The following is a 23,588-nucleotide window of genomic DNA, read 5'->3' as shown; positions in this document are numbered from 1 at the left end:
AGCGTAGCTGCCGAGCATCACTCCGCGTCGAAGAGCGCGGGCTCGGCTTCGATCTTCGGCTGGCTGTTGGCGCGGAAGTTCCGCGGGAACCACGCGTCGGGCGCGCGTCGGATGTTGTGGCGGTCGGCGAACTTCGTGAACAGGTCGAACCACTCGAGCCCGGGCAGCTCGCTGATCTTCTGATCGACGCGCGCGATCGCCTTGCCGTCGAGGCCGTCGAAGAGGAAGCGGATCGTGTGAAGGACGTCTTCCTTGGAGCACATACCGTCGCCGACGGGGGTCCAGGCGAGCTTCAGCGCCGCGGAGACGATCTTCGCCGTCATCGGATCGCGCTGCAGGCGGCGCTTCGCATGCTCGCGATAAAACGCGTAGTGGCGGAGCTCCTGCTTCATGATCCGCTGGCAGATCTTGTTCAGGATCGGGTGATCGATCCGCTCGATGAGCGCCTGGTAGGCGCTGTACGTCGTGAACTCCTGGATCGTGCCCCAGACCATGTGCACGCCAGGCCAGTGCGTCGGGAAGAGCTTGCCGAGCATGTTCTGCCCGAACTCGTCGATCCGCTCGCCGGGGCTGCGCGAGAGGAACATGTCACGCCGGTACGTCGGAGAAAGCGGCTCGCCCAGCGCTTCCATGAACCTGCGGAAGGCACGTCCGTGGAACTCCTCCTCGTACATCCACACGCAGAGGAAGGGCGCGATCTCCGGCTCCTCGTACACGGCGTTCGTGGACATGAGGGCCTTGGTGTAGAAGAACGTCGAGTTCTCCGTCAGCAGGAAATACCGCAGGCAACGGATCGCCTCGGGGGTCATCGGGTGCTTCGGGACCTCGGACCAGTCGATGTCCGAAAGGTCGACCCTGCCAGACGAATCCATCAAGCGCTCGATGTTGAAGTGCTCCGCCATCGCGTTTTGAACCTCGGGGAACGGGTCGTAACACGATTTACGTCCGACGACGCAAGCGGATCCTCCGTCCCGGTCGCCCGGGCGCCGAACGTCTCACGACGCCTGTTTTTTTCGCTGCGTAAAGCCTTTCGCCGCCCTGATTTCAGCGACCGAACGGCGATGAGACGGGAGGGGTCGGCGAGGCGGCGGAGGCGGGGGCTCGGGGGCTGCCGCGGAGGAATCGACGCGCTCGGGGACGAACGGGCCGAGAGAGGCTCCCTTGACGCGGGAAGTGGGCCATATATCGTGGGCTGTAGCTCGTCCCAGGAGGTACGGTCCTCGCCATCGTGATGCGAGGCAAGTCTCCGAGGGGAGAGTGTTCGAGGCGAGCAAGAGGGCGCGAGCCTCGGAGGCGAGGCGCTAGGATCGATGGTGCGCAGGTTTTTCGATGGCTGAAGATTCTCGTAAGTTGTTCGTAGCAGGGTTGCCCGACTCCATTACCGAAGATGTTCTCCGCGGGCTCTTCGAGGCGACAGGAGGCAACGTCGTCGAGGTGAGCCTGCCGAAGGATCGCGCGACGGGTCGGCCGCGCGGTTTCGGGTTCGTGACGCTCGCGACGAGCGAAGAGGCGAACGCCGCTCGCGAGTCGCTGGACGGCTCGTTCCAGGGCGGCAAGTCGATCTCCGTGCGGCCCTTCCAGGCCGAGCCTCCGCGCCGTGAAGGCGGCGTGGGTGGCCCGCGGCCGATGGGCGGCGGCATGGGCGGCGGTGGTGGTGGCGGCGGTGGCGGTGGGCCTGCTGCGGCAGCGCCTGACCGCACTCTCTACGTCGGCAACCTCCCGTACGACGCAAGCATCGAGGAGGTCGAGTCGATGATCACCTCGACCGGTGCGGGCCCCGTCGTGCGCGTGCACTTGCCGATGGACGCGGACGGACGCAAGCGCGGCTTCGGGTTCGTCACGATGGCGAGCGCCGAGGCGGCGAAGGGCGCGATCGAAGCGCTGCGCGGCGTGGACGTGCGTGGCCGTCGGCTCGTCGTCAACCTCGCGCATCCCAAGGGCGAACGTCCGGCTGGCGCGGAGCGTTCCGGCGGCGGCGGTTACGCCGGCGGCGGCGGCGGTTATGGCGGCGGCGGCGGCGGTTATGGCGGCGGCGGCGGCGGTTATGGCGGCGGCGGTGGCGGCTACATCGGCGGTGGTGGTGGGTCGAGCGGTTACGCCCCCGCGCCTCCTCCGCCTCCGCAACGCAAGACGTTCGACGATCGTCGTCGTCGTGGCGGCGGCGGTGGCCACGACGGGGACGGCCCTGGGGGTGGCGGCGGACGTCGCAACAACAAGAACTGGGGCCGCGACGACGACTGGAGGGACGGCGGAAAAGACGACGAGTGATCGAGCTCGGCGAGCGGCTGAGCGTCAGCTCGGGCTCGCCCGTCACGGCTCGTTGGCGATCTTTGCCCAAGGTCGTGCTCGCCGACGTTGACAGCGGCGGGAAATTCCGTAGGTTACCGCCCTCCTTTGCGCCCCCCCGTCGTGGTGGGTCGTGGAGGGCGGGTTTCGCGGCACCTCACGCGAGCGTGCCTGTGACCGAGCCGGCGCGAAACCGGTGAGTTTCAGGAGACAGCCATGCGCGACATCATCAAGCTGACGTGCGGCAATTGCAGCCGGGCGAACTACCACACGACGAAGAACAAGCGGACGATGTCGGACAAGTTCGTCATCAAGAAGTTCTGTCCGGTGTGCCGCAAGCACTACGAGCACAAGGAAGGCAAGATCTCGAAGGGCTGATCGGCCTTTCCCGGATCTGCCTGTGCACGTGTGAATGTGATTGACGGGTGGATCCATGGCATGGCCATGGGTTCGCCCGTGCTTGCTGCTGAACGGGTGCGCCCGACCTGAGCAGGTGCTCTCGTTGCGACACCCCACCATGGATGATAGGACCGCCGTCTGCCCGTGCGGCATGGATGCACGTCTCGGGCGGACCGGACCCCAAGCTTCGAAGGCGATGCGATGATCTTCGACTGGCTCTACGGCCTGTTCTCGAACGATCTCGCGATCGATCTCGGCACCGCCACGACGCTCATCTACGTGAAGGGCAAGGGCATTGTCTCTTGCGAGCCTTCCGTGGTGGCCGTGCAGCGCGACAACCGCGGCGGCAAGAAGGTGCTCGCGGTCGGCCGTGAGGCGAAGGAAATGCTCGGGCGCACGCCCGGGAACATCCAAGCCGTGCGGCCGCTGCGCGACGGCGTCATCGCCGACTTCGAGATCACCGAGGCGATGTTGCGTTACTTCATCGCCCGCGCGCACAACCGCCGCACGCTCGTCAAGCCGCGCATCATCATCTGCGTGCCCTTCGGCATCACCGAGGTCGAGAAACGCGCGGTGAAAGAGAGCGCGGAGGGCGCGGGCGCGCGCGAGGTGTACCTCATCGAGGAGCCCATGGCGGCGGCCATCGGCGCCGGTCTTCCGATCACCGAGCCCTCGGGCAACATGGTGGTCGACATCGGCGGCGGCACGACCGAGGTCGCGGTCATCTCCCTCGCCGGCATCGTCTACTCGCAGAGCGTGCGCGTCGGCGGCGACAAGATGGACGAGTCCATCATGGCGTACATGAAGCGCAAGTACAACATGGCCATCGGCGAGCAGACGGCCGAGCGGATCAAGATCACGATCGGCAACGCGTATCCGCTCGAGCAGCAGCTCACGATGGAGGTCAAAGGGCGCGACATGGTCGCGGGTATCCCGAAGACCGTGGTCGTGAACTCGGACGAGATCCGCGAATCGCTTGCAGAACCAACGAACGCGATCGTCGACGCCGTGCTCGTCGCGCTGGAGCGCACGCCCCCCGAGCTCGCGGCGGACATCGTGGACAAGGGGATCGTCCTCACCGGCGGCGGTTCCCTCCTGAAAAATCTCGACGTGCTCCTTCGCGAAGAGACGGGGCTGCCGGTGATGGTCTGTGACGATCCGATCAGCGCCGTCGTTCTCGGCAGCGGAAAAGCGCTCGATCACCTCGAGCTTCTGAAGGAAGTCACGATCAGCTGACCGGAGCGCGTGTGCAGGTAGCGTCCGCGCGTCTCTCGTGGCATCGAGGGAAGAGCGGGGACCTCCCTCGCGTTGTCTGATGCCGCCTTCCCGGCGGCAGCGCCGCCCGAAGCATGAACTTCAAGCGTTACCGCGACCTGGCCATCGTCCTGCTCGCCCTGGCGGTGCCGTTCTGGTTCCTCCGGGCCAGCATGCGTGATCCAGGCAAGGTCACGGGCGCGGACAAGGTGATCGTCCGGATCGCGACGCCTCTCCAGTATGCCGCGGCGACGCTGGCGCGCGGGCTCTCGAACATCTGGGGCGACTACATCTACCTGGTCGACGTCAAGGAGGACAACGCGCGGATCGCCTCGCAGAACGCGCGCCTCCGCGAGCGCGTGCGCAAGCTCGAAGCGCTCGAGGAAGAGAACCGGCGGCTCCGGCGCCTGCTCGATCTGCGCACGAGCGTCCGCACCGACGTCGTAAGCGCGCAGGTCGTCGGGAAAAACACGAACGAGTTTTTCCGCGTCGCGCGCGTCAGCCTCGATCGCGAGTCGCGCGATGTGCAGCCGAACCTGCCTGTGATCTCGCCCGACGGCGTCGTCGGCACGACGCTCAAGGTGTCGGGTGACACGATCGACGTGCGGCTCGTCGTCGACGCGGGCAGCGGCGTCGACGTCGTCGTGCAGCGGACCGGCGCGCGTGGGTTCGTCCGCGGGACGGGCGACGAGACGAAGTACCTCTGCAGCGTGGAGTACGTGCAGCGCACCGATGAGGTGGAGGTCGGCGATCTGCTCGTCACGAGCGGCGTCGGGAAGCGGTATCCGAAGGGCATCCCGGTCGGCAAGGTGACGCAGGTCGTGAAGCGGGACTTCGGCATCTATCAGCAGGTCTACGCGACACCTGCCGTGGATTTCTCGCGGCTCGAGGAGGTGCTGATCGTCACCTCCGCGCCCACGGAGGAGGCCCAGCCGGCCCCTGCGGCGTCAGGCTCGTCCACGCCGCGGCGGTAAGGTCGGGAGGAGAGAGGACGATGCGAAACACCGCATTTCTCGCTGTCGGCGTCGCCCTTCTCATCATCCAGTCGAACCTCTACCGGCTGATCGGGCGGCTGCAGATCGCGGGGATCACGCCGAGCCTGCTCCTGCCGCTCGTGGTGTTCATGGGCGTGCACGAGTACTCGATCGCGCGCGGCGCGGCGCTCGCGTTCTTGCTCGGCTACCTGCTCGATCTGTTCTCGGCCGCGCCGATCGGCCTGTTCACCTTCATCACGGTCGCCACGTTCGTCGTCGCGCGCGCCGCGGGCGTGCGCCTCGCCGCGCAGACGCTCCTCACGAAGGTCGCGCTCGCCTTCGCCTTCGCGCTGCTCGAGGGCGTGCTCATCATCGTGCTCACGGCGATCTTCGGAACCGACACGGCGAGGCCGCGCGCGCTCGCGACGCTCGTCGCGCCGCACGCGATCGGGACGGCGCTCTTCGCGCCGCTCGTCTTCAGCCTCGCCGAGCGCGTGCATCAGGCGACCATCAACGTGCCGAGGCCGGGGGAAGGAGGGCAGCGATGAGCCTTGTCGTTCAGCGCTCCGACGTCAGCGAGTTCAGGCGCCGCTTCCGCTGGATCGCGCTCGCAATGGCGGTGCTCCAGCTCGTCCTGATCGGGCGTCTCTTCCAGCTCCAGATCCTCGAGGGCGCCGACAACAAAGCGATCGCCCGCGAGAACATCGTCCGTCGCGTCACGCTCGCCACGACGCGAGGGCTCATCCGCGATCGGAGCGGCAAGATCCTCGCGGCGAGCCGGCCCTCGTACAACCTCTACGTCGTTCCCGAGCGGATCGACATGCAGGTCGTCTGGCCGAAGCTCGTCGAGTACCTCGGCGTCGGCGTGGACGAACGCGCGCGGCTCGAAGCGCTGCTCACCACGATCCGCGCGAGCGAAGGGCCCCGGAAGAGCCAGCAGATCCTGCTGAAGGAAGACATCTCGCGCGACGCCGTGGCCACGCTGCGCACGCACGACGCGGAGCTGCCCGCCGTGGACGTCGTGCCCGTGCCGGTCCGCTACTACCCGTACGAAGAGGTCGGCGCGCACGCGCTCGGCTACATGGTCGAGGTCGACGCGGAGAAGCTGAACCAGCTCCGCAGCGCGGGCTACGTCGAAGGCGATCGCGTCGGCGCGACGGGCATCGAGCGCGCATGGGAGAGCTACCTGCGCGGCACGCGCGGCTGGGAAAAGGTGCTCGTCGACGCGAGGGGCCGGCGCAGGCCCGGCGGCGAGGGGATCATCGAGGAGCCGCGGCGCGTCGATCCGATCCCGGGCCGCGATCTCCGGCTCACGCTCGACGCCGACATCCAGCGCGCGATCGACAAGGCCATGCGCGGCGAGCTCGCGGGCGGCGTCGCGCTGATCGACGTGCGCACGGGGCGCATCATCGGCCTCTACTCGAAGCCGAGCTACGACCCGAACGCGCTCTCGGGCGGATCGGGCAAGCAGGTCATCCGCGACGCGTTTCGCAGGCTCTACTCGGATCCGCTCAAGCCCGCGCTCGACAAGACGATCTCGGGCGCGTATCCGCCAGGCTCGACGTTCAAGCCGTTCACGGCGCTCGCGGCGCTGGAGAAGGGGCTCATCGACCCGCGCCAGGCGACGAACTGCCGCGGCGCGCTGACCTTCGGCAAGCGCACGTTCCGGTGCACGCACGTTCACGGACCGGTGGATCTCCACCAGGGGATCGCGGAGTCGTGCAACGTCTACTTCTACCGTCTCGCGGCCGAGCTCGGCGTGGGCATGGACGTCATCGCCGAGATGGGTCAGCGCTTCGGCCTCGGCGCGAGGACGGGCCTCGGCGTGAACGCGGAGGCGGCCGGGCGCATGCCGACGCGCGCCTGGATGACCTTGCGCAACAAGGGCCAGTTCCGCCTCGGCTTCGGCCTGAACGCGGCGATCGGCCAGGGCGCGACGACCGTGACCGTCCTTCAGCTCGCGCTCGCGTACGCGGCGCTCGCGAACGGCGGCACGCTCTACCAGCCGCAGATCGTGCGTGCGGTCGAGACGAGCGCGGGCACGGTGGTGCAGGAGTTCGCGCCGCGTGTGCGGCGGCAGATCGACGTGAGCCCCGAGAACCTCTCGCTCGTGCAGAAGGCGCTCTACGCGGGCGTGAACTCCGAGGAGGGCACCGCCTTCAAGGCGCGCGTGCTCGGCGTGGACATGGCAGGCAAGACGGGCACAGCGCAGGTCTCGCACAAGCTCGCGCGTGGCGCCGAGGCCGAGCGCGTCTGGTACTTCAACCGCGAGCACGCATGGTTCGCGGGCTACTCGCCGTCGCGCGCGCCCGAGGTCGCGGTCGTGGTCCTCGTCGAGCACGGCGGCGCCGGCGGCAAGCACGCGGCGCCCGTCGCCTTCGAGGTCGTCCGCGCCTACAACGAGCTCGCGCGCGAGCGCGGCCCGCGCGCCGGCGTGAACAACGCGGGCAACACGCGCACGCAGCCGAAGCCTGATCGTGGAGGCTCCCCGTGATCCGCGGCGACGTCTCCCCCCGCGCGAGGGATCACTTCGACTGGCCGCTCTTCATCGCGGCGGCGCTCATCGCCGTGCTTGGCGTGGTCAACCTCTACAGCGCGACCAGCGTCTACCAGGGTGTGCGCGCCGAGCTCTACATCAGCCAGATCTACTGGCTCGTGCTCGGCGGCATTCTCGGCGGCATCCTCGTCGCCATCGACTATCGCCACCTCGAGCGCCTCGGCTACGCCATCTACACCTTCGGCGTCTTCTCGCTCATCCTCGTCTTCATCTTCGCGAAGGACTTGCGAGGCTCCAAGCGCTGGATCGAGTTCGGCGCTTTCCGCTTCCAGCCGAGCGAGTTCATGAAGGTCTTCCTCGTCATCGCACTGGCGAAGTTCCTTCACGACGATCCACGCAGCGAAGGGCGCACGCTGAAGGACCTCCTCGTACCCGCGCTGCTCACGGGCGTGCCCGCGCTGCTGATCCTGAAGCAGCCCGATCTCGGCACCGCCTCGATTCACGTGCTCGTCTTCCTGATGATCGCCGCGCTCACGCGGGTCCGGTGGAAGAGCGTGGTCACGTTCATCGTGACCGTCGCCTGCGCTCTCCCCATCATCTGGAACTACGTCCTGCTCGACTACCAGAAGGCGCGCGTCACCGTCTTCTTGCGGCCCGAGGACGACATCCTCAAGACCGGCTGGCACGCGCATCACTCGCGCGTGGCCATCGGCAACGGTGGGCTCTTCGGCAACGGGTACATGAAGGGCACGCAGAACCAGTTCAACTTCCTGCCCGATCAGTTCTCGGACTTCCCGTTCCCGGTCTTCGCAGAGGAGTGGGGCTTCGCCGGCAGCGTGCTGCTCGTGCTGCTCTACGGCTTTCTCTGCCTGTGGTCGATCCGCATCGCCTCGCTCGCCAAGGATCGCTTCGGCGCCGTGCTCGGCGTCGGCTGCGGCGCGATCCTCTTCTGGCACGCGTTCATCAACGCAGGGATGGTCTGCGGCATCCTCCCCGTCGTCGGCGTGACCTTGCCGCTCTTCTCCTACGGCGGCTCCAGCGTGACCACGATGCTCATGTGTGTCGCGCTGCTCATGAACGTGTCGATGCGTCGCTACTCGGTCGTCCCCGCGCCTGATCGCCTTTGAGAGGGTGATCGGGAGCGTGGCGCCGGGGTTTCACCCCGGACCCGACGAGGGGCTGTCCGCCCCTCGACCCGGACCAGGGCAAGCCCTGGACCGCTGGTGCATCGACCGCGGTGCGGTCGATGCAAGAAGAGTGGATGGCTTGTGGAAGGCCCGCTCAGCGGATCGAGCTGCGCGCGAGCCGCGTGTCGATCGCGAACGCGTAGGCCGCGAGCGCGTCGCGCGCGGTCATCTTCACGCCCCCGCGCGCCGCGCGCACGGTCGAGCGGAAGGAGAGGTAGCGGCGTCCATCGAGCCCGAGCATGAGCGGCACGGTGGAAGGATCCCGCGGCGCATCCGAGGCGCCGAACAAGCTCGCGGCGCTCGCGAGCTGGCGTGCCACGAGCCCATCACACTGCTCGATCGCCTCGGCGTAGCGGCCGTTCGCGATCGCTGCCTCGACGTTGTGGACGAGCGCGTGATCGCCGTCGGACCAGAGCTCCGCGAACGACAGTCCCACGCCTCGTGACGCCTCGGCGTGCACGCCTGCTTCGGCCTTCGATCCGAAGTTCACGCCCGCGTTGTTCGAACCCGGCGCTGAAGTCGGTGCCTGTGGTGCTTGCGGGACGAGCGGCGCGAACGGCTTCGGCGGCGGGAAGACCGAGCCTCGCGTCCGACTGCGCACCGACTCGGGCGCGCGGGGCCGACCCGCCGTCGGCGGCGGATGCACGGACGGCGGCGGCGGGGGCCGCACGGACTCGGTCTTCGGCAGGATCGGCGCCTCGGCGGGTGGCGCGATCGCGAGCTGCGCGCTCGACGGCGCCGGCTCTTCCTGCGCCTCGGGGAAGCTCGTGACGGGCAGGGGAGGCGGGCGCATCGCGGGGCTCTTCAGCTCCTCGGGCTCCTCGATGCCCGTGTCGGGCGGCACGCTTCCCCAGGCGCGGCTCGGGGCGACGCGGTTGACCATCGCGGCGCTCACGGGCGGACGATCGCTGCGCGAGGCATCACGCAGCGCCGCGGCGAGCCCTTCCTCGGCCGGATCGTAGGCCTCCGCGGCCGCGGCGCGCACCGACTCGGGGATCTGCGACTCGAACGACGCGAGCACGACCTGCGTGATTCGCTCCAGCGTCTCGTACACGCCCATGCCCGTCTTCGCCGACGCGGGCAGGGACGGCGCGCGGAAGCGGTTCAGCATCCGGTCGAGCTCCTCCATCGGGAGCACGTCGGGCAGGTCGCGCTTGTTGTGCTGGAAGACGATGGGCATGTCCGCGACGTTCCGGCCTTGATCGGCGAGGTTGTCGCGCAGGTTGTCGAAGCTCTCGAGGTTCGCGTCGGCGCGCGCGATTTGCGAGTCGCTCACGAACACGATGCCGTCGGAGCCCGTGAGCACGAGCTTGCGGGTCGCGTTGAAGTAGACCTGGCCGGGGACGGTGAAGAGTTGCAGCCGCACGTTCATGCCGCGGATCGGCGGCAGGCGCATCGGCAGGAAGTCGAAGTAGAGCGTGCGGTCGACGGGCGTCGCGAGCGAGACGAGCTTGCCGCGGTGCTCGGGCTTGGCCGTCGCGTGGATGTACTCGAGCGTGGTCGTCTTCCCGCCGAGCCCCGGGCCGTAATAGACGATCTTGAAGACGAGCTCCCGCGAGAGCGGGTTCACCGACGCCATACGCGAGGCGACGATAGCATCATGGCCACCCGCCGCGTCGAATAAGCCGCAGGATCGAGGCGCTTGCGAGGGGTCGGGACGAACGAAGGGCGGAGAGCGTAGGGATCGCGGGGAGAGGCGAGCGCGCGAGAGCTAGCGAACGCCCACGAGAGGACGCGGTGCGGCGTCGCCTTCGCCCATCGAGAGCGTGAGGGCGACCGTACCCTTCTTGCCCTGGAAGTAATCGAGGCGGAGCTGGTGACGGCCGGGCTTCAGGAGCTTCGTGCCCTGGGCCTCCTGGGGCATGTGCACGCCGTCGTTGTCGATGAGCTTCTCGCCGTCGATGTAGAGGATGGCGCCGTCGTCGGAGAGGAGCTTGAACGTGTAGCCGGATTCGCGCTGCACGTCGAAGGCGCCCTCGTAGCGGATGGCGAACCACTCTTCCTGGGCGAGGACGCCGGGGAAGCCGCCCGAGAACTCCTGGCGCCCGACGATGAAGCTGTCGGTGAGCAGCGTCGCGAAGGGGACCATCTTGGAGAGGTCCGGCATCTTCGTCGTCGTGTCGGGGATCACGTACGCGTAGCCCTTGAAGGCGCCGAGCGAGCCGTTGCCGAAGGCGATGCGGCCGTTGATGCGCGGCGGTTCGACGACGGGCTTGGTGGTCCCCGTCTGCGTCGGCGTCGTGGTGGTGGGCCGCTGCGCGTTCGTCGGGCGGCGGATGCCGCGGGACGGTTGCCGCGTCGGCTGCGCTTGCTGCTGCTGCTGGTTCGACGGGGGACGGTTGTTGACGTAGACCGTGCAGCCGCCAAGGGCGACCGCGGAGGCGAGAAGGGCGAGCCGAAGCGAGCTGTGCGACATGGCGTCTCCTGGGGAAGAAATCGATACGAGGCGGTAGACGGTCGGAGACGATTTTGCAATCACCGCTTCGTCTGGAAATCGACCTGCCCGGTTTCCGCCCCACGCCAGGACGAACGCTGCCGGCCCTGATCGAGCTCGCGCCACGTCGGCGAGAGCTGCGCCAGGACGAGCGAAGCCACGCACGTGAGCAGGCCGAGCACCGCGGCGACGTTCATCCCGAGGTCCGATTTGCCGTCCCGACTGGAAATGTGCACGGGCCTGGCAAAAATCACGCCGAAGAGGATGCCGGCGGCGAGGCCGCCCAGGTGGGCGATATTGTTGATGACCACGCCGACGTTGGCCTGGTTGACGGCGAAGCCGAACACGACGTTGAGCAGCACGGCTTGCAGGGCGAACCGTTTCCACTGTGGGTTTCGCTGCCGGTACAGCATCCCGAGCACGAGCCCCATGACGCCGAAGACGGCCCCGCTCGCGCCCGCCGTGAGCCCCCCACCCGAGGGATCGAAGAACAGCGTGTAAGCCATCGAGGCGACGAACCCGAAGACGCCCGTCACGACGTAGGTGAGGAGCAAGCGCGCCGGCCCCACGGCGGGCTCGGCGATCCGGACGAGCCACGAGAGCACGAACATGTTGCCGATCAGGTGCAGCGCGCCGAAATGCACGAAGATCGCGGACACGAGCCGCCACGGCTCCGCGAAGACGAGCAGCACGTGGAGCGCCCCGAACCGGAGGGTGTCGATCGGCGCCGGGCGAAGCAGCGCCGAGAGCCCGTCCTCGGAGCCCCCGGCGCGGAGGGCGACGTAGATTTGCGCCGCGAAGACCAGGATCGTGAGTGCAATCACGAGCTTCGAGGCGAACAAGGCTTCCGGGTCGAGGCGCGCGCCGAGGCGATCGATCGAGCGAGCGACGGTGGAGAGCGCATGCCCGCAGCGCACGCAGCGATCGAAGCCCGCACCGTTCAGCGCGCCGCAGCGCGCGCAGGGCACCGCCTTCGTCCGCGAGGAGTGAGCTTCTTCTGCCAAGTCGACGCTCCCTTGGTGGAAATTCCGGCTTCTCCGGCGAGAAAATCCGTTCGAGGCCGGACGATGGAGCGCGTGACCGCGCGCCGGGGCTCAATGTGGTGGCGATCGCCCGTAAGGTCGAGCGGCAAAGGCCGTTCTCCGGGCGTGCAAGCGTTAGCTCTCGCGTTCCGTCCGCTCGCGCCGCCCGCCCAGGATCCGATGGCGGCGCTCTTGCTCGCGGTCGGGCTCGGTCGTGCGAAGCCGTCGCCGGTCCAGGCTGTGCGGCCGAGGCCGAGTCCAGGTATGGTGGCGTCCGTGGCCGTTGCGCGTACGGATCTCGAAGCAGAGCGCGAGCTCTGCGAGCGCGCGAGGGCCGGGGATCGCGCGGCGCTCGGGCAGCTCCTGCGTCGCTACGGGCCGATCCTCTACCGCTCGGTGCTCTTGCCGCGCCTCGGGCGCGAGGCACTCGCGCAGGACGCGCTCGCCGAGACGTACGCGCGCGTCGTCGAGCGGTTTCATCAGTTCCAGTGGCAAGACGCGGGCATCTACCCGTGGCTGCGCGTCGTGGGCTTGCGGATCGCGTACGACATCCTGCGATCGCGCAAGCGCGAGACGCTGTACGAGCCCGACGATCTGCAGCGCGAGATCGACGCGGCCGACGCCGATCCTTCGGCGAACGGGGAGGCGGAGCTCTGCGAGAAGCGCGACCTCGCCGAGGCTCGCGCGCGGGTAGAGTCCGCGCTGCGATCGATCCATCCGCGCTACGCGGAGGCGATCCGGCTGCGCGTGCTCGAGGAGCGATCCCGCGAAGAGGTGGCGAGCGCGCTCGGCGTGACGGTCTCGACGTTCGACGTGGTGCTGCACCGCGCGCTCGCGGCGCTGAAGAAGGCGATCGACGTGCCTCGCGTGGCCGAGGGCAAGCTCGCGTCGAGGGAGGCTCCGCGATGAAAAGGGAGCACAAGCTCAGGTTGGTTCATCCCGACGAGCGCGCGACGTTCGAGGACGAGCCGCCGCCGTCGCCCGAGGAGCTCGCGGAGGCCGAGGCGCTCCGCGTATCGCTCGAGAAGGGAGAGCACCCGCTCGCCGTGGTGCTGCGATCGGCGAGCGCGCCGGCGTCGCTCGATGATGCGCTGAACGATGCGTTGATCGAGCGAGCGCTCGGCAAGAGCGAGGCGCGCGCCGAGGACGAGGACGAGCCGGCGACGGCTTCCGAGCGCGCGGGGGCCGCGAGGCTGCGTGACGCGCTCGACGCGCCTCGCGGCGAGGAGCGGAGGGTGCCGCTCGCGGAGCTGGCCGAGGCGCTCGTCGCGGCGCACAGGCCGCGCTCGATCGAGCCGCTCCGCAACGAGGCGCTCATCGCGCGCGCGCTCGGACGAACGTCGGCGCAGCCGCGCAAGGGGCGCGTGCTGTCGGTCGTCACGGCGGCGGTCGTCATGGCGGCCGCGGCGGCAGCGGGCTTCGTGATCACGCTGCGTCCTTCGGCGGAGAGCACGGTCGCGGAGGCGCCGGAGCTTCAGCGATCGCGCTCGGCAGGCGAGCTCTTCGACACGCCGTTCCCGCGCGTGGGCGGTGCGTCGGCGCGCGTCGATCGCATCGCGAGCGCGCGCGCCACGGAGCTCCGTCAGAACCGCTTCGCCTTGTGGGGTGTGCGATGACGCGCCGCTCGGTGAAGATGGCGATCGTGGCGATCGGGCTCGCGGTGATGGGCACGCTCGGCGTGAGCTGCGCGCGTTCCGCGGCGACGCAGCCTTCGGCGTGCGAGCCCGGTGCCGCGCCGGTCGTCGACTCGGTGCTGCTCGCGTTCCTGTCGAAGGCGCGCGCCGCACACCACAAAGCCGATCTCGCGGAGGCCTCGGGCGACGTGGCGGCCGCGATCGCCTCGCTCGAATCGCTCACGAGCGGCGCGCGTCCCGGCGGCGCGACGCCGCTGCCCGAGGCGAGCGAGGTCCTGTCCGACACGTACGCGCGGCTCGCCGATCTGCGCAGCGCGCAGAGCGAGTTCGACGCGGCGCTGCGTGACGTCGATGCGGGGCTTTTGCTGGCGAAGGAGACGACGTACTTCCGCGGTCATCTCTTCGAGGTGCGTGGGCTCGTCGAGGAGCGGCGCGCGAAGTCGATGCCCGAGGGCGAAGGGCGCGAGCGCGCGCGCAAGTCCGCGATGGATGCGTTCGACGAGGCCGTGCGGATCCAGGACCAGGTGATCTCCTCGGCGCTCGGCGACGCCGGCCCGCGCTGAGCACGCGCGTGGCGAGCGAGGAGCCCGTCGCCGACGTCCGCGAGGGGGGGACGTGGACCCCGCGGCAACGGCTGAAGAACGACGTCGTGTACGTGCTCGTGCGGGCGCTGCTCGCCTTCGCGTTGTTCCTGCCGCGGCGTGTCCTCCGCGCGGTTTGTCGCGCCCTCGGGTTCGTCGCGCACGCCGTCCTCCCGCGCACGCGTCGCGTCGTCGCGACGAGGCTCGAAGTCGGGCTCGGGAGCTCGAAGGTTCGTGCTCAAAGTGTCTTCACGACGGTCGCGGAGATGCTCGCGGACACGCTCGATCTCCTGCGACCGGGCGAGCGCGCGGGCGCGCGGCTCTCGCTCGATCCGACGTCGCGCCGCGTGTTCGCGGAGGCGCTCGCCGAGGGGCGCGGCGTGGTGTTCGTCGCAGCGCACCTCGGGCCCTGGGAGCGCATGGCCGCGCTCCTCGTCGAGGAGGGTTTTCCCGTGGCCACCGTCGCGCGCGAGAGCTACGACCCGCGCTTCACCGAGCTCTACGAGCGGCTGCGTCGTCCGCGCGGCGTTCGTTCGCTCTACCGAGGTCGGCGCGGCGTCGCGCTCTCCATCGCGCGCGAGCTCGCGGAAGGCCGCGCCGTGGGATTTCTCGTCGACATCCCCGCGCGTGTGCCCTCCACCACCCGACGCCTCTTCGGCGCCGATGTCCTCGTCCCGATCGGGCCCGCGCGCATCGCGCTCGCGCGTCGATCCGCGGTGGTGGTAGGCACGTGTGCGCCTGCCGCGTCCGCGCCGACGACCTCGGGTTCGTCGCACCCGATCGTCTTGATCTCCCGGGTTTCCCTGGACGATCTTGGGCCGGAATCTTGCGCCGAGGACGTTCTCGTGACGAGAATCACGGCCGAGCTCGAACGACGCGTCGCGGCATGGCCGGAGGCGTGGCTCGGGAGCTTCGTGCCTCCCGGGCGTCCGGCTGCGTTGCGGCGCGCGCACGATCCTCACTAGACTGCATGCACGGTTCCGCGTCCGCTACGTCCGGTTCTCCCATGATGCGTGTTCCTAGGCCGGTGCCCGGGTGCGACATCAAGTCGCTGCCGCTCAGGCCCGACGAGGCTTACCTGCTCTCACGCATCGACGGCGTGGTGAGCGAGCGTGAGCTCTCGCTCATCACCGGTCTCTCGCAGGCCGAGGTGACGACCGCGCTGGATCGGCTCTTCGTGCTCGGCGCCGTCGACTTCAACGAGCCGACGGCGCCCGTGTCCCGCCGCGCTCACCCGAGCGTGGCGCCGTCCTCGGGAGCCGCGTCGACCCGGGGAACCGAGGGCCCGTCGAGCCGCACGTTCGAAGGAGGCTTCCGCGCGGGGCCGTCGTCGCGGAGGTTCGAAGGGACCGTCGACGCGCCGCCCGCGAGCCGCCGGAGCTTCGAGCCGCTCGCGGATCTGCCGCCGCCGACCCGGCGCAGCATCGAGCTCTCGGCCGAGCGACGCAGCGGCCCCGACACGGGTGGCGACGCGCCGCCCGCGACGCGTCGCGCGATCGACCTCACGGTCGAGCAGCCGCGGATCGTCGATCCAGAGCTCGAAGAGCCCGTCGATCTCGATCACGCGAAGAAGAAGCGGGTCCTCGAGCTCTACGACGCGCTCGACGAGCGCAACCACTACGAGCTGCTCGGGGTGAGCATCGACGCGGACAAGAAGCAGATCAAGAGCGCGTACTGGGTGCTCGCGCCGGAGTTTCACCCCGACAAGTACTTCCGGAAGAAGCTCGGCACGTACAAGCAGCGGATCGAGGCGATCTTCGACAGGCTCACGCTCGCGCACGACGTGCTCACGTCGAAGCAGCGCCGCGCGGAGTACGACGCGTACCTCGAGCAGACGCGGCGGAACCGGACGATGGCCGCGCTCCTCGAGCACGATCCGATGGACATCCCGGCGGTCGTCGCTGCGGCCGAGGACGTGCCGGGGAGCGGGCCGCCGACGTCGCCCGGGCGCCTCGTGGGCGCGAAGCTCGCGTCGACCCCGATACGGCGCACGCCGCCCGACGTGGCGGGCGCGTCTCCCCCGCCGACGACACCTCCTTCGCCGGCGACTGATCCCTTTCGTCGTTTCGACGCGACGCGGAACGAGGCGCGGCGTCTGCAGCTCGATCGGTACGTGCTCGCGGCGAAGGTGGCGCTCGAGCGGAGGGATCTCGCGGCCGCCGCGAACGCGTACCGGCTCGCGGTGGCCCTCACGCCCGAGGACGAGGCCCTCGCGCGCAAGGCGATCGAGATCCAGCAGCAGGCGGCGGCGGAGCTCGCGGAGGGCTTCTTGCGTCAGGCCGAGTACGAGGCCAGCCAGGGGCGCTGGTCGGAGGCAGCCATGAGCTTCGCGAATGTCTGCAAAACGAGGGGAGACGACCCCCGGCCGCACGAGCGTGTCGCGTTTTGCACGCTCAAGACCGGCCAGAACAACCGGCGCGCCATCGACTTCGCGCGGCGCGCGGTGAAGCTGGCACCTGGTGTCGGCGAGTACAGGCTCACCCTGGCGCGGGCTTACATGGCCGCCGGTCTGGAGACGAGCGCGCGGGTCGAGATGGAGCGCGCCGCCGAGCTTTCACCGAACGATGCTAGGATACGCGAGGCGATCGCGCAGCTTCGCGCACAGATGAAGAAACCAGACGGCGCCGATCCCGAGAAATGATCCCCGGCGGCAGCGGTCTCGCCGTACTTTGGCACGTCTCTCCCCGGCACCCCCCTCCACGGAGCACCTGAATCGATGGAGCGCGTCATCGGAATCGATCTCGGCACCACGAACTCGTGCGTGGCCATCGTCGAGGACGGCGTACCGACCGTCATCCCGAACCGCGGCGGTTACAAGACGACCCCTTCGATGGTGGCGATCACCGAGGCCGGCAAGCGCCTCGTCGGTCACATCGCGAAGCGGCAGGCGATCACGAACGCGGAGAACACGGTCTACGCCGCCAAGCGTCTCATCGGGCGCAAGTTCTCTTCGTCGCAGGTCAAGCACGCGACGCTCTCGGCGTCGTACCGGATCGTCGAGGGCCCGCACGGCGACGTGCGAATCCAGCTCCGGGACAAGACCTACTCGGTCCCCGAGATCAGCGCGATGGTGCTGCAGGAGATGAAGCTCTTCGCAGAGGACTACCTCTCGGAGCCCGTCACCAAGGCCGTCATCACGGTGCCCGCGTACTTCAACGACGGCCAGCGCCAGGCCACGAAGGACGCGGGGCAGATAGCGGGGCTCGACGTCATCCGCATCGTCAACGAGCCGACGGCCGCCGCGCTCGCGTACGGCTTCGAGCGCAACGTCGAGAAGACGATCGCGGTCTTCGATCTCGGCGGCGGCACGTTCGACATCTCCATCCTGGAGATCGGCGCGGGCGGCGTGTTCAAGGTCATCGCCACCGCGGGCGACACGTTCCTCGGCGGCGAGGATTTCGACGCGCGGATCATCGACTGGCTCGTGCAGGGCTTCCGCGATCAGACGGGCGTCGATCTCAGGCAGGATCGCATGGCGCTGCAGCGGCTCAAGGACGCCGCCGAGAAGGCCAAGTGCGAGCTCTCGGGCGTGCGCGAGACGGAGATCAACCTGCCGTTCATCATCTCGAGCGGGCGCAACGAGGCTCTGCACCTTCAGCGCACGCTCACGCGCGACGCGATGGAGTCGCTCTCGGGCGATCTCGTCGAGCGCTGCGTCGAGATTTGCCGCCAGACGCTGGAGGACGCGCGCATCGAGCGCGAGGAGATCGAGGACGTGATCCTCGTCGGCGGCATGACGCGCATGCCGCGCGTGCAGGAGGCGGTGCGCCAGTTCTTCGGCCGCGAGCCTTGCAAGGGCGTGCACCCCGACGAGGTCGTCGCGCTCGGCGCGGCCGTGCAGGGCGCCGCGCTCGTCGACGAGTCGAAGCAGATGGTGCTGCTCGACGTCACGCCGCACGCGCTCGGCATCATGACGTACGGGTCGAACTTCGAGGAGCTCATCCCGATGAACACGACCGTGCCCACGAGCCGGTCGAAGATCTTCACGACGAGCCGCGACAACCAGACGGCCGTGAAGATCCTGGTCATGCAGGGCGAGAGCGCGCAGGCCGAGGGCAACGAGCTGCTCGGCGAGTTCGTCCTCACGGGGCTCCGGCGCGCGCCGAAGGGTCAGGTCGAGATCGAGGTGACGTTCGCCATCGACAGCGACGGCATCGTCTCCGTCGGCGCGAAGGACCTCGAGACCGGCCAGCAGCAGTCGATCCAGGTCACGGCTTCCAGCGGCCTCACGAAGGAGGAGGTCGGCGCGATGATGGAGGCCGCCAAGGAGTACCTCGTCGAGCGTCGCTCCAACGACGAATTCGAAGGGGTCAAGCAGGAAGCCGAGAAGGTCATCGTGGACATCGAGAAGATGTTCCCGAAGGTACAAGCCATCGTTCAGTCCAGCGATTTCGGGCGCGACGCCATCGAGAAGGCGCGCGCCATCCTCGAGCGTTGCCGCGATGCGATCGCCCGCAAGGATTTGACCGCGCTTCGTGGTCAGATGGACTCGCTCGCCCGCACGCACCGCATGTTCAAGGGCGTCATCGCCAGGCCGCAGGGGTGAGCACGGCGCGACGCTTTTTCGGGGTGTGATGTCGCAAAAGCCTCCCGAACGATCGAACGAAGAGACCGGAGACGAAGGGCCGGGCCCGGAGGGCAAGGGCGCCGCGGATCGCGGCGCGCGCAAGCCCGTCGTGCCGCGTGGCCTCGGCCTCGCCGGCGACACCGTGCGTCCGCCGCAGCCCGTGGTCTCGTTCGGCGACTCCGAGCCGCTGCCGGACTTCATCCAGGATCGCGAGACGTTGCCGCCGCCCATCCCGATGGAGCAGCTCGTCGAGCAGATGATGAAGCCCGACGTGGAGGAGGAGCCGCGCGGGTTCTCCGCGGCCGCCGAGACGATCCCGCCGCCGGCGAGCGACGTGGACACGGTGCGGCCGCGCGGCGACGACGCGAAGACGATCCCGCCGCGCGGTGACGACACGATCCCGCCGCGACCGCTCCACGAGGCGAAGACAGTCCCGCCGAGCGGCGACGACACCGAGCCGCCGCAGCGGGACGACGCGAAGACGATGCCGCCGCGCGCCGACGACACGGTCGACATGCGGCAGGACGATCTCGCCACGATGCCGCCGCCGCTGCTCGATCAAGACACGCTCCCGGGCCTGGCGCCGAACCTGCTCGAGGAGCACGAGCCGCTCTACCGCGGCATCGCCGCGCGCGAGTCGTCGTCGTCGCTCACGGCGCGGGCCCTCGACACCGCGGAGGCCGTATTCGAAGAGCTCGGCGTGGAGCTCTTCCGCGCGAGAGACACGTTCGGGACCGAGCCGCCGCCGCGCACGCTCGAGACCGAGCCGCCGCGTTCGCGTCCCGTGGAAGAACCTCCGCGTTCGCGTCCCGCGGAAGAACCTCCGCGCTCGCGCCCGGCGGAAGAACCTCCGCGCTCGCGTCCCGTGGAAGAGCCGCGCCCCTCGGACGAGCCCGTGCGCGCGCGTGTGCCCGCGCCTCCGCCGACGCCCGAGGAGACGCCGCGTCCTCGCGCGACGGTCGACGATCGACCTCGCATCTCGCCACGCCTCACGCCTCCGCGCACCGTGAAGCCCACGCTGGACGCGCCTCCGCCTCCGCCGGCGCCGAGCAGCGCGGCGGGTCGTCCGGGCTCGCATCGCCGGCGCGGATCGGAGACGGGAACACGCAGCAGCGAGTCGCTCATGTCGGGCGAGCGCTCCTCGCCGGTGCCGCATGTGCCCGTGAGCGAGCGGCTCAACGAGGTGCGGTCGCGGTACGAGGCCGGGGATCATCGCGGCGCGCTCGCGCTCGCGGAAGTGATCCTCGCGGACGCGCCGGACAACATCGGCGCGCTCAGTTACGCCGAGAGCTCGCGGCAGATCTTGAAGCAGAAGTACATGGTGCGCATCGGCGACATGAGCCTCGTCCCGCGCCTCCGGGCTTCCGTCGAGGAGCTCGCGCGCGGCCTCGACGAGCGAGGGCGCCTCGTCGTCGCGTCGATCGACGGCGTGGCCTCGATCGAGGACATCATCGGCGGCGCAGGCCTGCCGACGATCGAGGTGCTGCGGGTCGTCCACGATCTGCTCGTGGCGCAGAAGCTCGAGCTCGTGACGTTCTCGAGAGGGAGACGATGATCAAGCGACAGGGGGGGCGGGGCGCGTGGGGTCGGACGCTCCTCGCCATCGCTTTGGGCCTCGGCGCGACGTACGGAGCCGCGCTCGCGGCGACCGCCGGCGTCTCGGCGGAGCCTGCGGACGCGGCGGGCGTCGAGCTCGCCGAAGCCGTCCTTCCGCCGAGCACCGCTGGCTCCGGCGCGCTCCCCGCGTTCGCCGCCGAGCCCATGGCCGCGCACGCCGATCCGGTCGCGAGCTACACGCTCCGCGCCTCGCTCGATCCGAAGCTCCACCAGGTGCGTGGCGAAGGCACGATCGTCTGGCGCAACGCCTCGCGCATCCCGCAGCGCGAGCTCTGGCTGCACCTCTACCTGAACGCCTTCAAGAACGAGAAGACGAACTACATGCGGCAGCGCGCGCGAGGCTTCCGCGGCGGAGGCGCGCTCGCCGACTACGGCTGGATCCGCGTCTCCAAGCTCTTTGCGCGCGAGCTCGAGGCCGAGCTCTGGGACAAGGCCGATCGCCACACGCCCGGCGATCCCGACGACGAGACCGACATCCGCGTCCCCTTGCCGCGCGCGATCGAGCCCGGCGAGACGCTCACGCTCGACGTCGCGTTCGTCTCCGATCTGCCGAGCGTCACGCTGCGGACCGGGTTCGACGAGAGCTTCCACATGGTCGCGCAGTGGTTCCCCAAGCTCGCCAAGATCGAGCCTGACGGGCGCTGGGCGCACTTCCCGTTCTATCGCTTCTCCGAGTTCTACGCCGACTACGGCAACTACGACGTCACCATCGACGCGCCCGAGGGCTACGTCATCGGCGCGACCGGCAGGCTCGACAAGGAGACCGCGAAGGACGGCCGCGTCGAGCGACGCTTCCTGCAAGAGGACGTGCACGACTTCGCCTTCACCGCGTGGGATCACTTCCGCGAGGTCACGGCGACGACGGCGGACGGCGTCGCGCTCCGTTGCCTCTATCCGCCGGGCTTCGATCGCGTCGCGACGATCGAGCTCGACGCGGTGCGGTTCGGGCTCGAGCACTTCGGCGCGGCGTACGGAAAATATCCGTACGGCACCGTCACGATCGTGCATCCGCCGCGCGACGCCGGCGAGGCCGGGGGCATGGAGTACCCCACGCTGATCACCACGGGCGGCGCATGGTGGATGCCCGAGACGGGCGCGCGCGCCATCGAGGGCGTCACGATCCACGAGCTCGGGCATCAGTGGTTCTACGGGCTCGTCGCGACGAACGAGCATGCCTTCCCGTTCCTCGACGAGGGCCTCAACTCGTACGCCGAAGGCGAGTCCATGGAGGCGCGCTGGCCCTCGAACTCGGCGCTCCGCGTGCCTGGAGGCTTCGGCGTCGCGCTCCCCGCGGCCTACCGCGTCGCCGCCGCCGAGGTCGAGCACAACGAGGCCGTCGCGCAGTCCGCCGCGCGTTTCGCGAGCGGCAGCGACTACGGCTCGCTCGTCTACTCGCGCACGGCGACGATCTTGAACACGCTCGCCGGCGTCTACGGCCCCGATCGCGTCCGCGAGGCGATCGGCCGGTACACGCGCCGCTACCGCTTCCGCCACCCCGGGCCCGAGGAGCTCCTCGGCATCATCCGCGACACCATGGGGCCCGACGCCGAGCTCGCCGCGCGCCAGGCGATCTTCGAGCGCGGCTGGGTCGACTACTCGGTCGCCGAGCTCAGCTCGAACCGGATGAATCCGCTCGGCGGCGTCTTCGGCGATCCGGACAAACCCACGGCCGCGCCCGTGCTCGACACGTACGGCTATCGCGGCCGCGTCCTCGTCCGGCGCCGCGGCTCGCTCGTCTTCCCCGTCGACATCGACCTCGTGATGGACGACGGCTCGACGAAGCGCGTGCGCTGGGACGGCAGGGGCGTCACGCACGAGATCGACTACGAGGGCGAGCGCGACCTCGTCGCGGCCGTCATCGATCCCGAGCATCGCGTGCTGCTCGACGACGACCTCTTGAACAACGCGCAGAGCGTGCGAGGCGGCGGGCCCGGCTCGCGGGTGCTCGAGCGTGGCATGTTCGGCGTCGAGCTCCTCCTCTGGCTCCTCGCTCCGTGAGCACCATGAACCACGCGCAAGGCACGATCGAAGAGAGACCTCTCGCGCGCAAGCGCCCCGGGGTGGTGCTGCTCGCCTACGCCTTCCGCCTCGTCGCGGCCTTCCTGATCGCGTGGCCCTACGCCGTCACGCTCGGCGGTGCCGTCTCCGGTCATCCGCGCGGCGATGCCGTCCTCTTCGATCAGGGCGGCATGCTCCTCCTCGAAGCGCTGCGCCGTTCGACGGGCGCTCTCCGGCCGGCGACGTCGAGCTCGCTCTTGCTCTTCGTCCTCGTCTGCTTCCTGAGCCTCTTGCCGCTCGCCGCGCTCCTCGGCGCGCTCGGCGCGAAGGGCCGCGTCACGGCCCGTGATCTCGGCGCGTGGGCGCTCCGCCCCATCGGCACCTTCTCGCTCCTGCTCGGCGCGGCTGCGATCGTGGAGGCGATCCTCGGCGGCGTCGTGATCGGCATCGGCAACGCCGTCGCGCGCAGGGAGACGATCGACCTGCGCGCGGCCGATCAGATCCGCATCGGCTTCGTCGCGGGCGCGCTCCTCCTCGTCCTCTTCGTCTCCGTCTTCCACGACCTTGCGCGTGTCGCGGCCGTGCGCGGCGAGCTCGGCTTTCGCGCCTCCATCAAGCGCGCCTTCGCCGCCCTCCGCAACGCGCCGCTCTCGCTCCTCGTCGGCTGGTCCTCTCGCGCCGCGCTCGGCGCCGTGCTCCTCGGCGCCGCGCTCGTCGTCGCCTCCCGCATCGGCGTCGAGCGCCAATCGCAGGTCTTCGCCGGATTCTTGGTGCACCAAGCATCCGTGCTGGCGGTCTTCTTCCTCCGCGCGTCCTGGCTCGCGGCGGCCATCCGCCACGTCGATCGCGTCCTGCCGAAGACCATGACCGAGCCTCTCGTCCCGGCCTCGCTCCCCGAAACCCCCGCCGAGAACGACGCCGAGCCTCCGCAGGACGCGCTTGCCGACGCGGGAGATCCGGCCGAGCCTCCCGCGCCGCTCGGCGTCCTCGCGTCAAACCCCGAGGAAAACGCTTCGGCGGAGGCTTCGGACCCGGCGTCCGTTCGCGCCGAAGAAAAAGTTGTCACGGAAGAACGATTGGACGCTTGACTTGGGAGACGTTCCGCGTAACGTACGCGGTCCACGGAGCTCGCGAGAGC

The 23,588-nt window shown here is 69.4% G+C and carries 20 protein-coding genes; 16 read left to right on the top strand and 4 right to left on the bottom strand.

Annotation, left to right across the window (positions count from 1 at the left end; genetic code table 11):
• Positions 1–17: 17 nt before the first annotated feature.
• Positions 18–902, bottom strand: a complete 885-nt coding sequence (locus QHF83_RS11675) for an acyl-ACP desaturase (RefSeq protein ID WP_282417868.1) — start codon at positions 900–902, stop codon at positions 18–20.
• A gap of 427 nt (positions 903–1,329) precedes the next feature.
• Here QHF83_RS11675 and QHF83_RS11670 point away from each other — a divergent pair, with 427 nt between their 5' ends.
• The 7 genes from QHF83_RS11670 (at position 1,330) to rodA (ending at position 8,537) form a co-directional block, all read left to right on the top strand.
• Positions 1,330–2,268: a hypothetical protein gene (locus QHF83_RS11670; RefSeq protein ID WP_282417867.1), complete on the top strand. Its 939-nt coding sequence runs from the start codon at positions 1,330–1,332 to the stop codon at positions 2,266–2,268.
• A gap of 234 nt (positions 2,269–2,502) precedes the next feature.
• On the top strand, positions 2,503–2,664 hold the full coding sequence (gene rpmG / locus QHF83_RS11665; RefSeq protein WP_136930735.1) for a 50S ribosomal protein L33: 162 nt from the start codon (positions 2,503–2,505) through the stop codon (positions 2,662–2,664).
• 222 nt (positions 2,665–2,886) lie between these two features.
• A complete protein-coding gene (locus QHF83_RS11660) occupies positions 2,887–3,921 on the top strand; it encodes a rod shape-determining protein (protein WP_136930736.1) in 1,035 nt (344 codons plus the stop codon).
• Between the two features lie 113 nt (positions 3,922–4,034).
• Positions 4,035–4,913: a rod shape-determining protein MreC gene (mreC, locus tag QHF83_RS11655; RefSeq protein WP_282417866.1), complete on the top strand. Its 879-nt coding sequence runs from the start codon at positions 4,035–4,037 to the stop codon at positions 4,911–4,913.
• 20 nt (positions 4,914–4,933) lie between these two features.
• Positions 4,934–5,461 (top strand): hypothetical protein, encoded by a 528-nt coding sequence (locus QHF83_RS11650; RefSeq protein WP_282417865.1) that lies wholly within the window; start codon positions 4,934–4,936, stop codon positions 5,459–5,461.
• The gene (gene mrdA, locus QHF83_RS11645) at positions 5,458–7,407 is read left to right on the top strand and encodes a penicillin-binding protein 2 (RefSeq protein ID WP_282417864.1); all 1,950 of its coding nucleotides are present in this window, start codon (positions 5,458–5,460) and stop codon (positions 7,405–7,407) included. Before QHF83_RS11650 ends, mrdA begins: the two co-directional genes overlap by 4 nt.
• Positions 7,404–8,537, top strand: a complete 1,134-nt coding sequence (gene rodA, locus QHF83_RS11640) for a rod shape-determining protein RodA (RefSeq protein ID WP_282417863.1) — start codon at positions 7,404–7,406, stop codon at positions 8,535–8,537. Before mrdA ends, rodA begins: the two co-directional genes overlap by 4 nt.
• Positions 8,538–8,691: 154 nt before the next feature.
• On the opposite strand, the gene QHF83_RS11635 is transcribed toward rodA, so the two are convergent.
• The 3 genes from QHF83_RS11635 to QHF83_RS11625 all read right to left on the bottom strand — a co-directional run bounded on the left by QHF83_RS11635 (position 8,692) and on the right by QHF83_RS11625 (position 12,035).
• A complete protein-coding gene (locus QHF83_RS11635; protein WP_282417862.1) occupies positions 8,692–10,176 on the bottom strand; it encodes a gliding motility protein in 1,485 nt (494 codons plus the stop codon).
• Between the two features lie 132 nt (positions 10,177–10,308).
• Positions 10,309–11,013, bottom strand: a complete 705-nt coding sequence (locus QHF83_RS11630; protein WP_282417861.1) for a PA14 domain-containing protein — start codon at positions 11,011–11,013, stop codon at positions 10,309–10,311.
• A gap of 59 nt (positions 11,014–11,072) precedes the next feature.
• Positions 11,073–12,035 (bottom strand): rhomboid family intramembrane serine protease, encoded by a 963-nt coding sequence (locus tag QHF83_RS11625; RefSeq protein ID WP_282417860.1) that lies wholly within the window; start codon positions 12,033–12,035, stop codon positions 11,073–11,075.
• Positions 12,036–12,329: 294 nt separating this feature from the next.
• Between QHF83_RS11625 and QHF83_RS11620 the strand changes: the two genes are divergently transcribed.
• The 9 genes from QHF83_RS11620 (at position 12,330) to QHF83_RS11580 (ending at position 23,538) form a co-directional block, all read left to right on the top strand.
• On the top strand, positions 12,330–12,962 hold the full coding sequence (locus QHF83_RS11620; protein WP_282417859.1) for an RNA polymerase sigma factor: 633 nt from the start codon (positions 12,330–12,332) through the stop codon (positions 12,960–12,962).
• Complete coding sequence (locus tag QHF83_RS11615) at positions 12,959–13,669, top strand: hypothetical protein (protein ID WP_282417858.1); 711 nt, start codon at positions 12,959–12,961, stop codon at positions 13,667–13,669. Before QHF83_RS11620 ends, QHF83_RS11615 begins: the two co-directional genes overlap by 4 nt.
• Positions 13,666–14,250: a hypothetical protein gene (locus QHF83_RS11610; RefSeq protein WP_282417857.1), complete on the top strand. Its 585-nt coding sequence runs from the start codon at positions 13,666–13,668 to the stop codon at positions 14,248–14,250. Before QHF83_RS11615 ends, QHF83_RS11610 begins: the two co-directional genes overlap by 4 nt.
• 8 nt (positions 14,251–14,258) lie before the next feature.
• Positions 14,259–15,233, top strand: coding sequence for a lysophospholipid acyltransferase family protein (locus tag QHF83_RS11605; RefSeq protein WP_282417856.1), 975 nt, complete (start codon positions 14,259–14,261; stop codon positions 15,231–15,233).
• Between the two features lie 41 nt (positions 15,234–15,274).
• Positions 15,275–16,909 (top strand): DnaJ domain-containing protein, encoded by a 1,635-nt coding sequence (locus tag QHF83_RS11600; protein ID WP_282417855.1) that lies wholly within the window; start codon positions 15,275–15,277, stop codon positions 16,907–16,909.
• Positions 16,910–16,984: 75 nt separating this feature from the next.
• A complete protein-coding gene (dnaK, locus tag QHF83_RS11595) occupies positions 16,985–18,814 on the top strand; it encodes a molecular chaperone DnaK (RefSeq protein ID WP_282417854.1) in 1,830 nt (609 codons plus the stop codon).
• Between the two features lie 28 nt (positions 18,815–18,842).
• Positions 18,843–20,390: a hypothetical protein gene (locus QHF83_RS11590; protein WP_282417853.1), complete on the top strand. Its 1,548-nt coding sequence runs from the start codon at positions 18,843–18,845 to the stop codon at positions 20,388–20,390.
• Complete coding sequence (locus tag QHF83_RS11585) at positions 20,387–22,450, top strand: M1 family metallopeptidase (RefSeq protein WP_282417852.1); 2,064 nt, start codon at positions 20,387–20,389, stop codon at positions 22,448–22,450. The genes QHF83_RS11590 and QHF83_RS11585 overlap by 4 nt, the downstream gene beginning before the upstream one ends.
• Complete coding sequence (locus QHF83_RS11580) at positions 22,447–23,538, top strand: hypothetical protein (RefSeq protein ID WP_282417851.1); 1,092 nt, start codon at positions 22,447–22,449, stop codon at positions 23,536–23,538. Before QHF83_RS11585 ends, QHF83_RS11580 begins: the two co-directional genes overlap by 4 nt.
• Positions 23,539–23,588 lie beyond the last annotated feature (50 nt).

The organism is Polyangium sp. 15x6, assembly GCF_029960785.1.
Taxonomy (GTDB): domain Bacteria; phylum Myxococcota_A; class Polyangia; order Polyangiales; family Polyangiaceae; genus Polyangium.
This window is presented reverse-complemented; position numbering and strand designations above follow the sequence as displayed.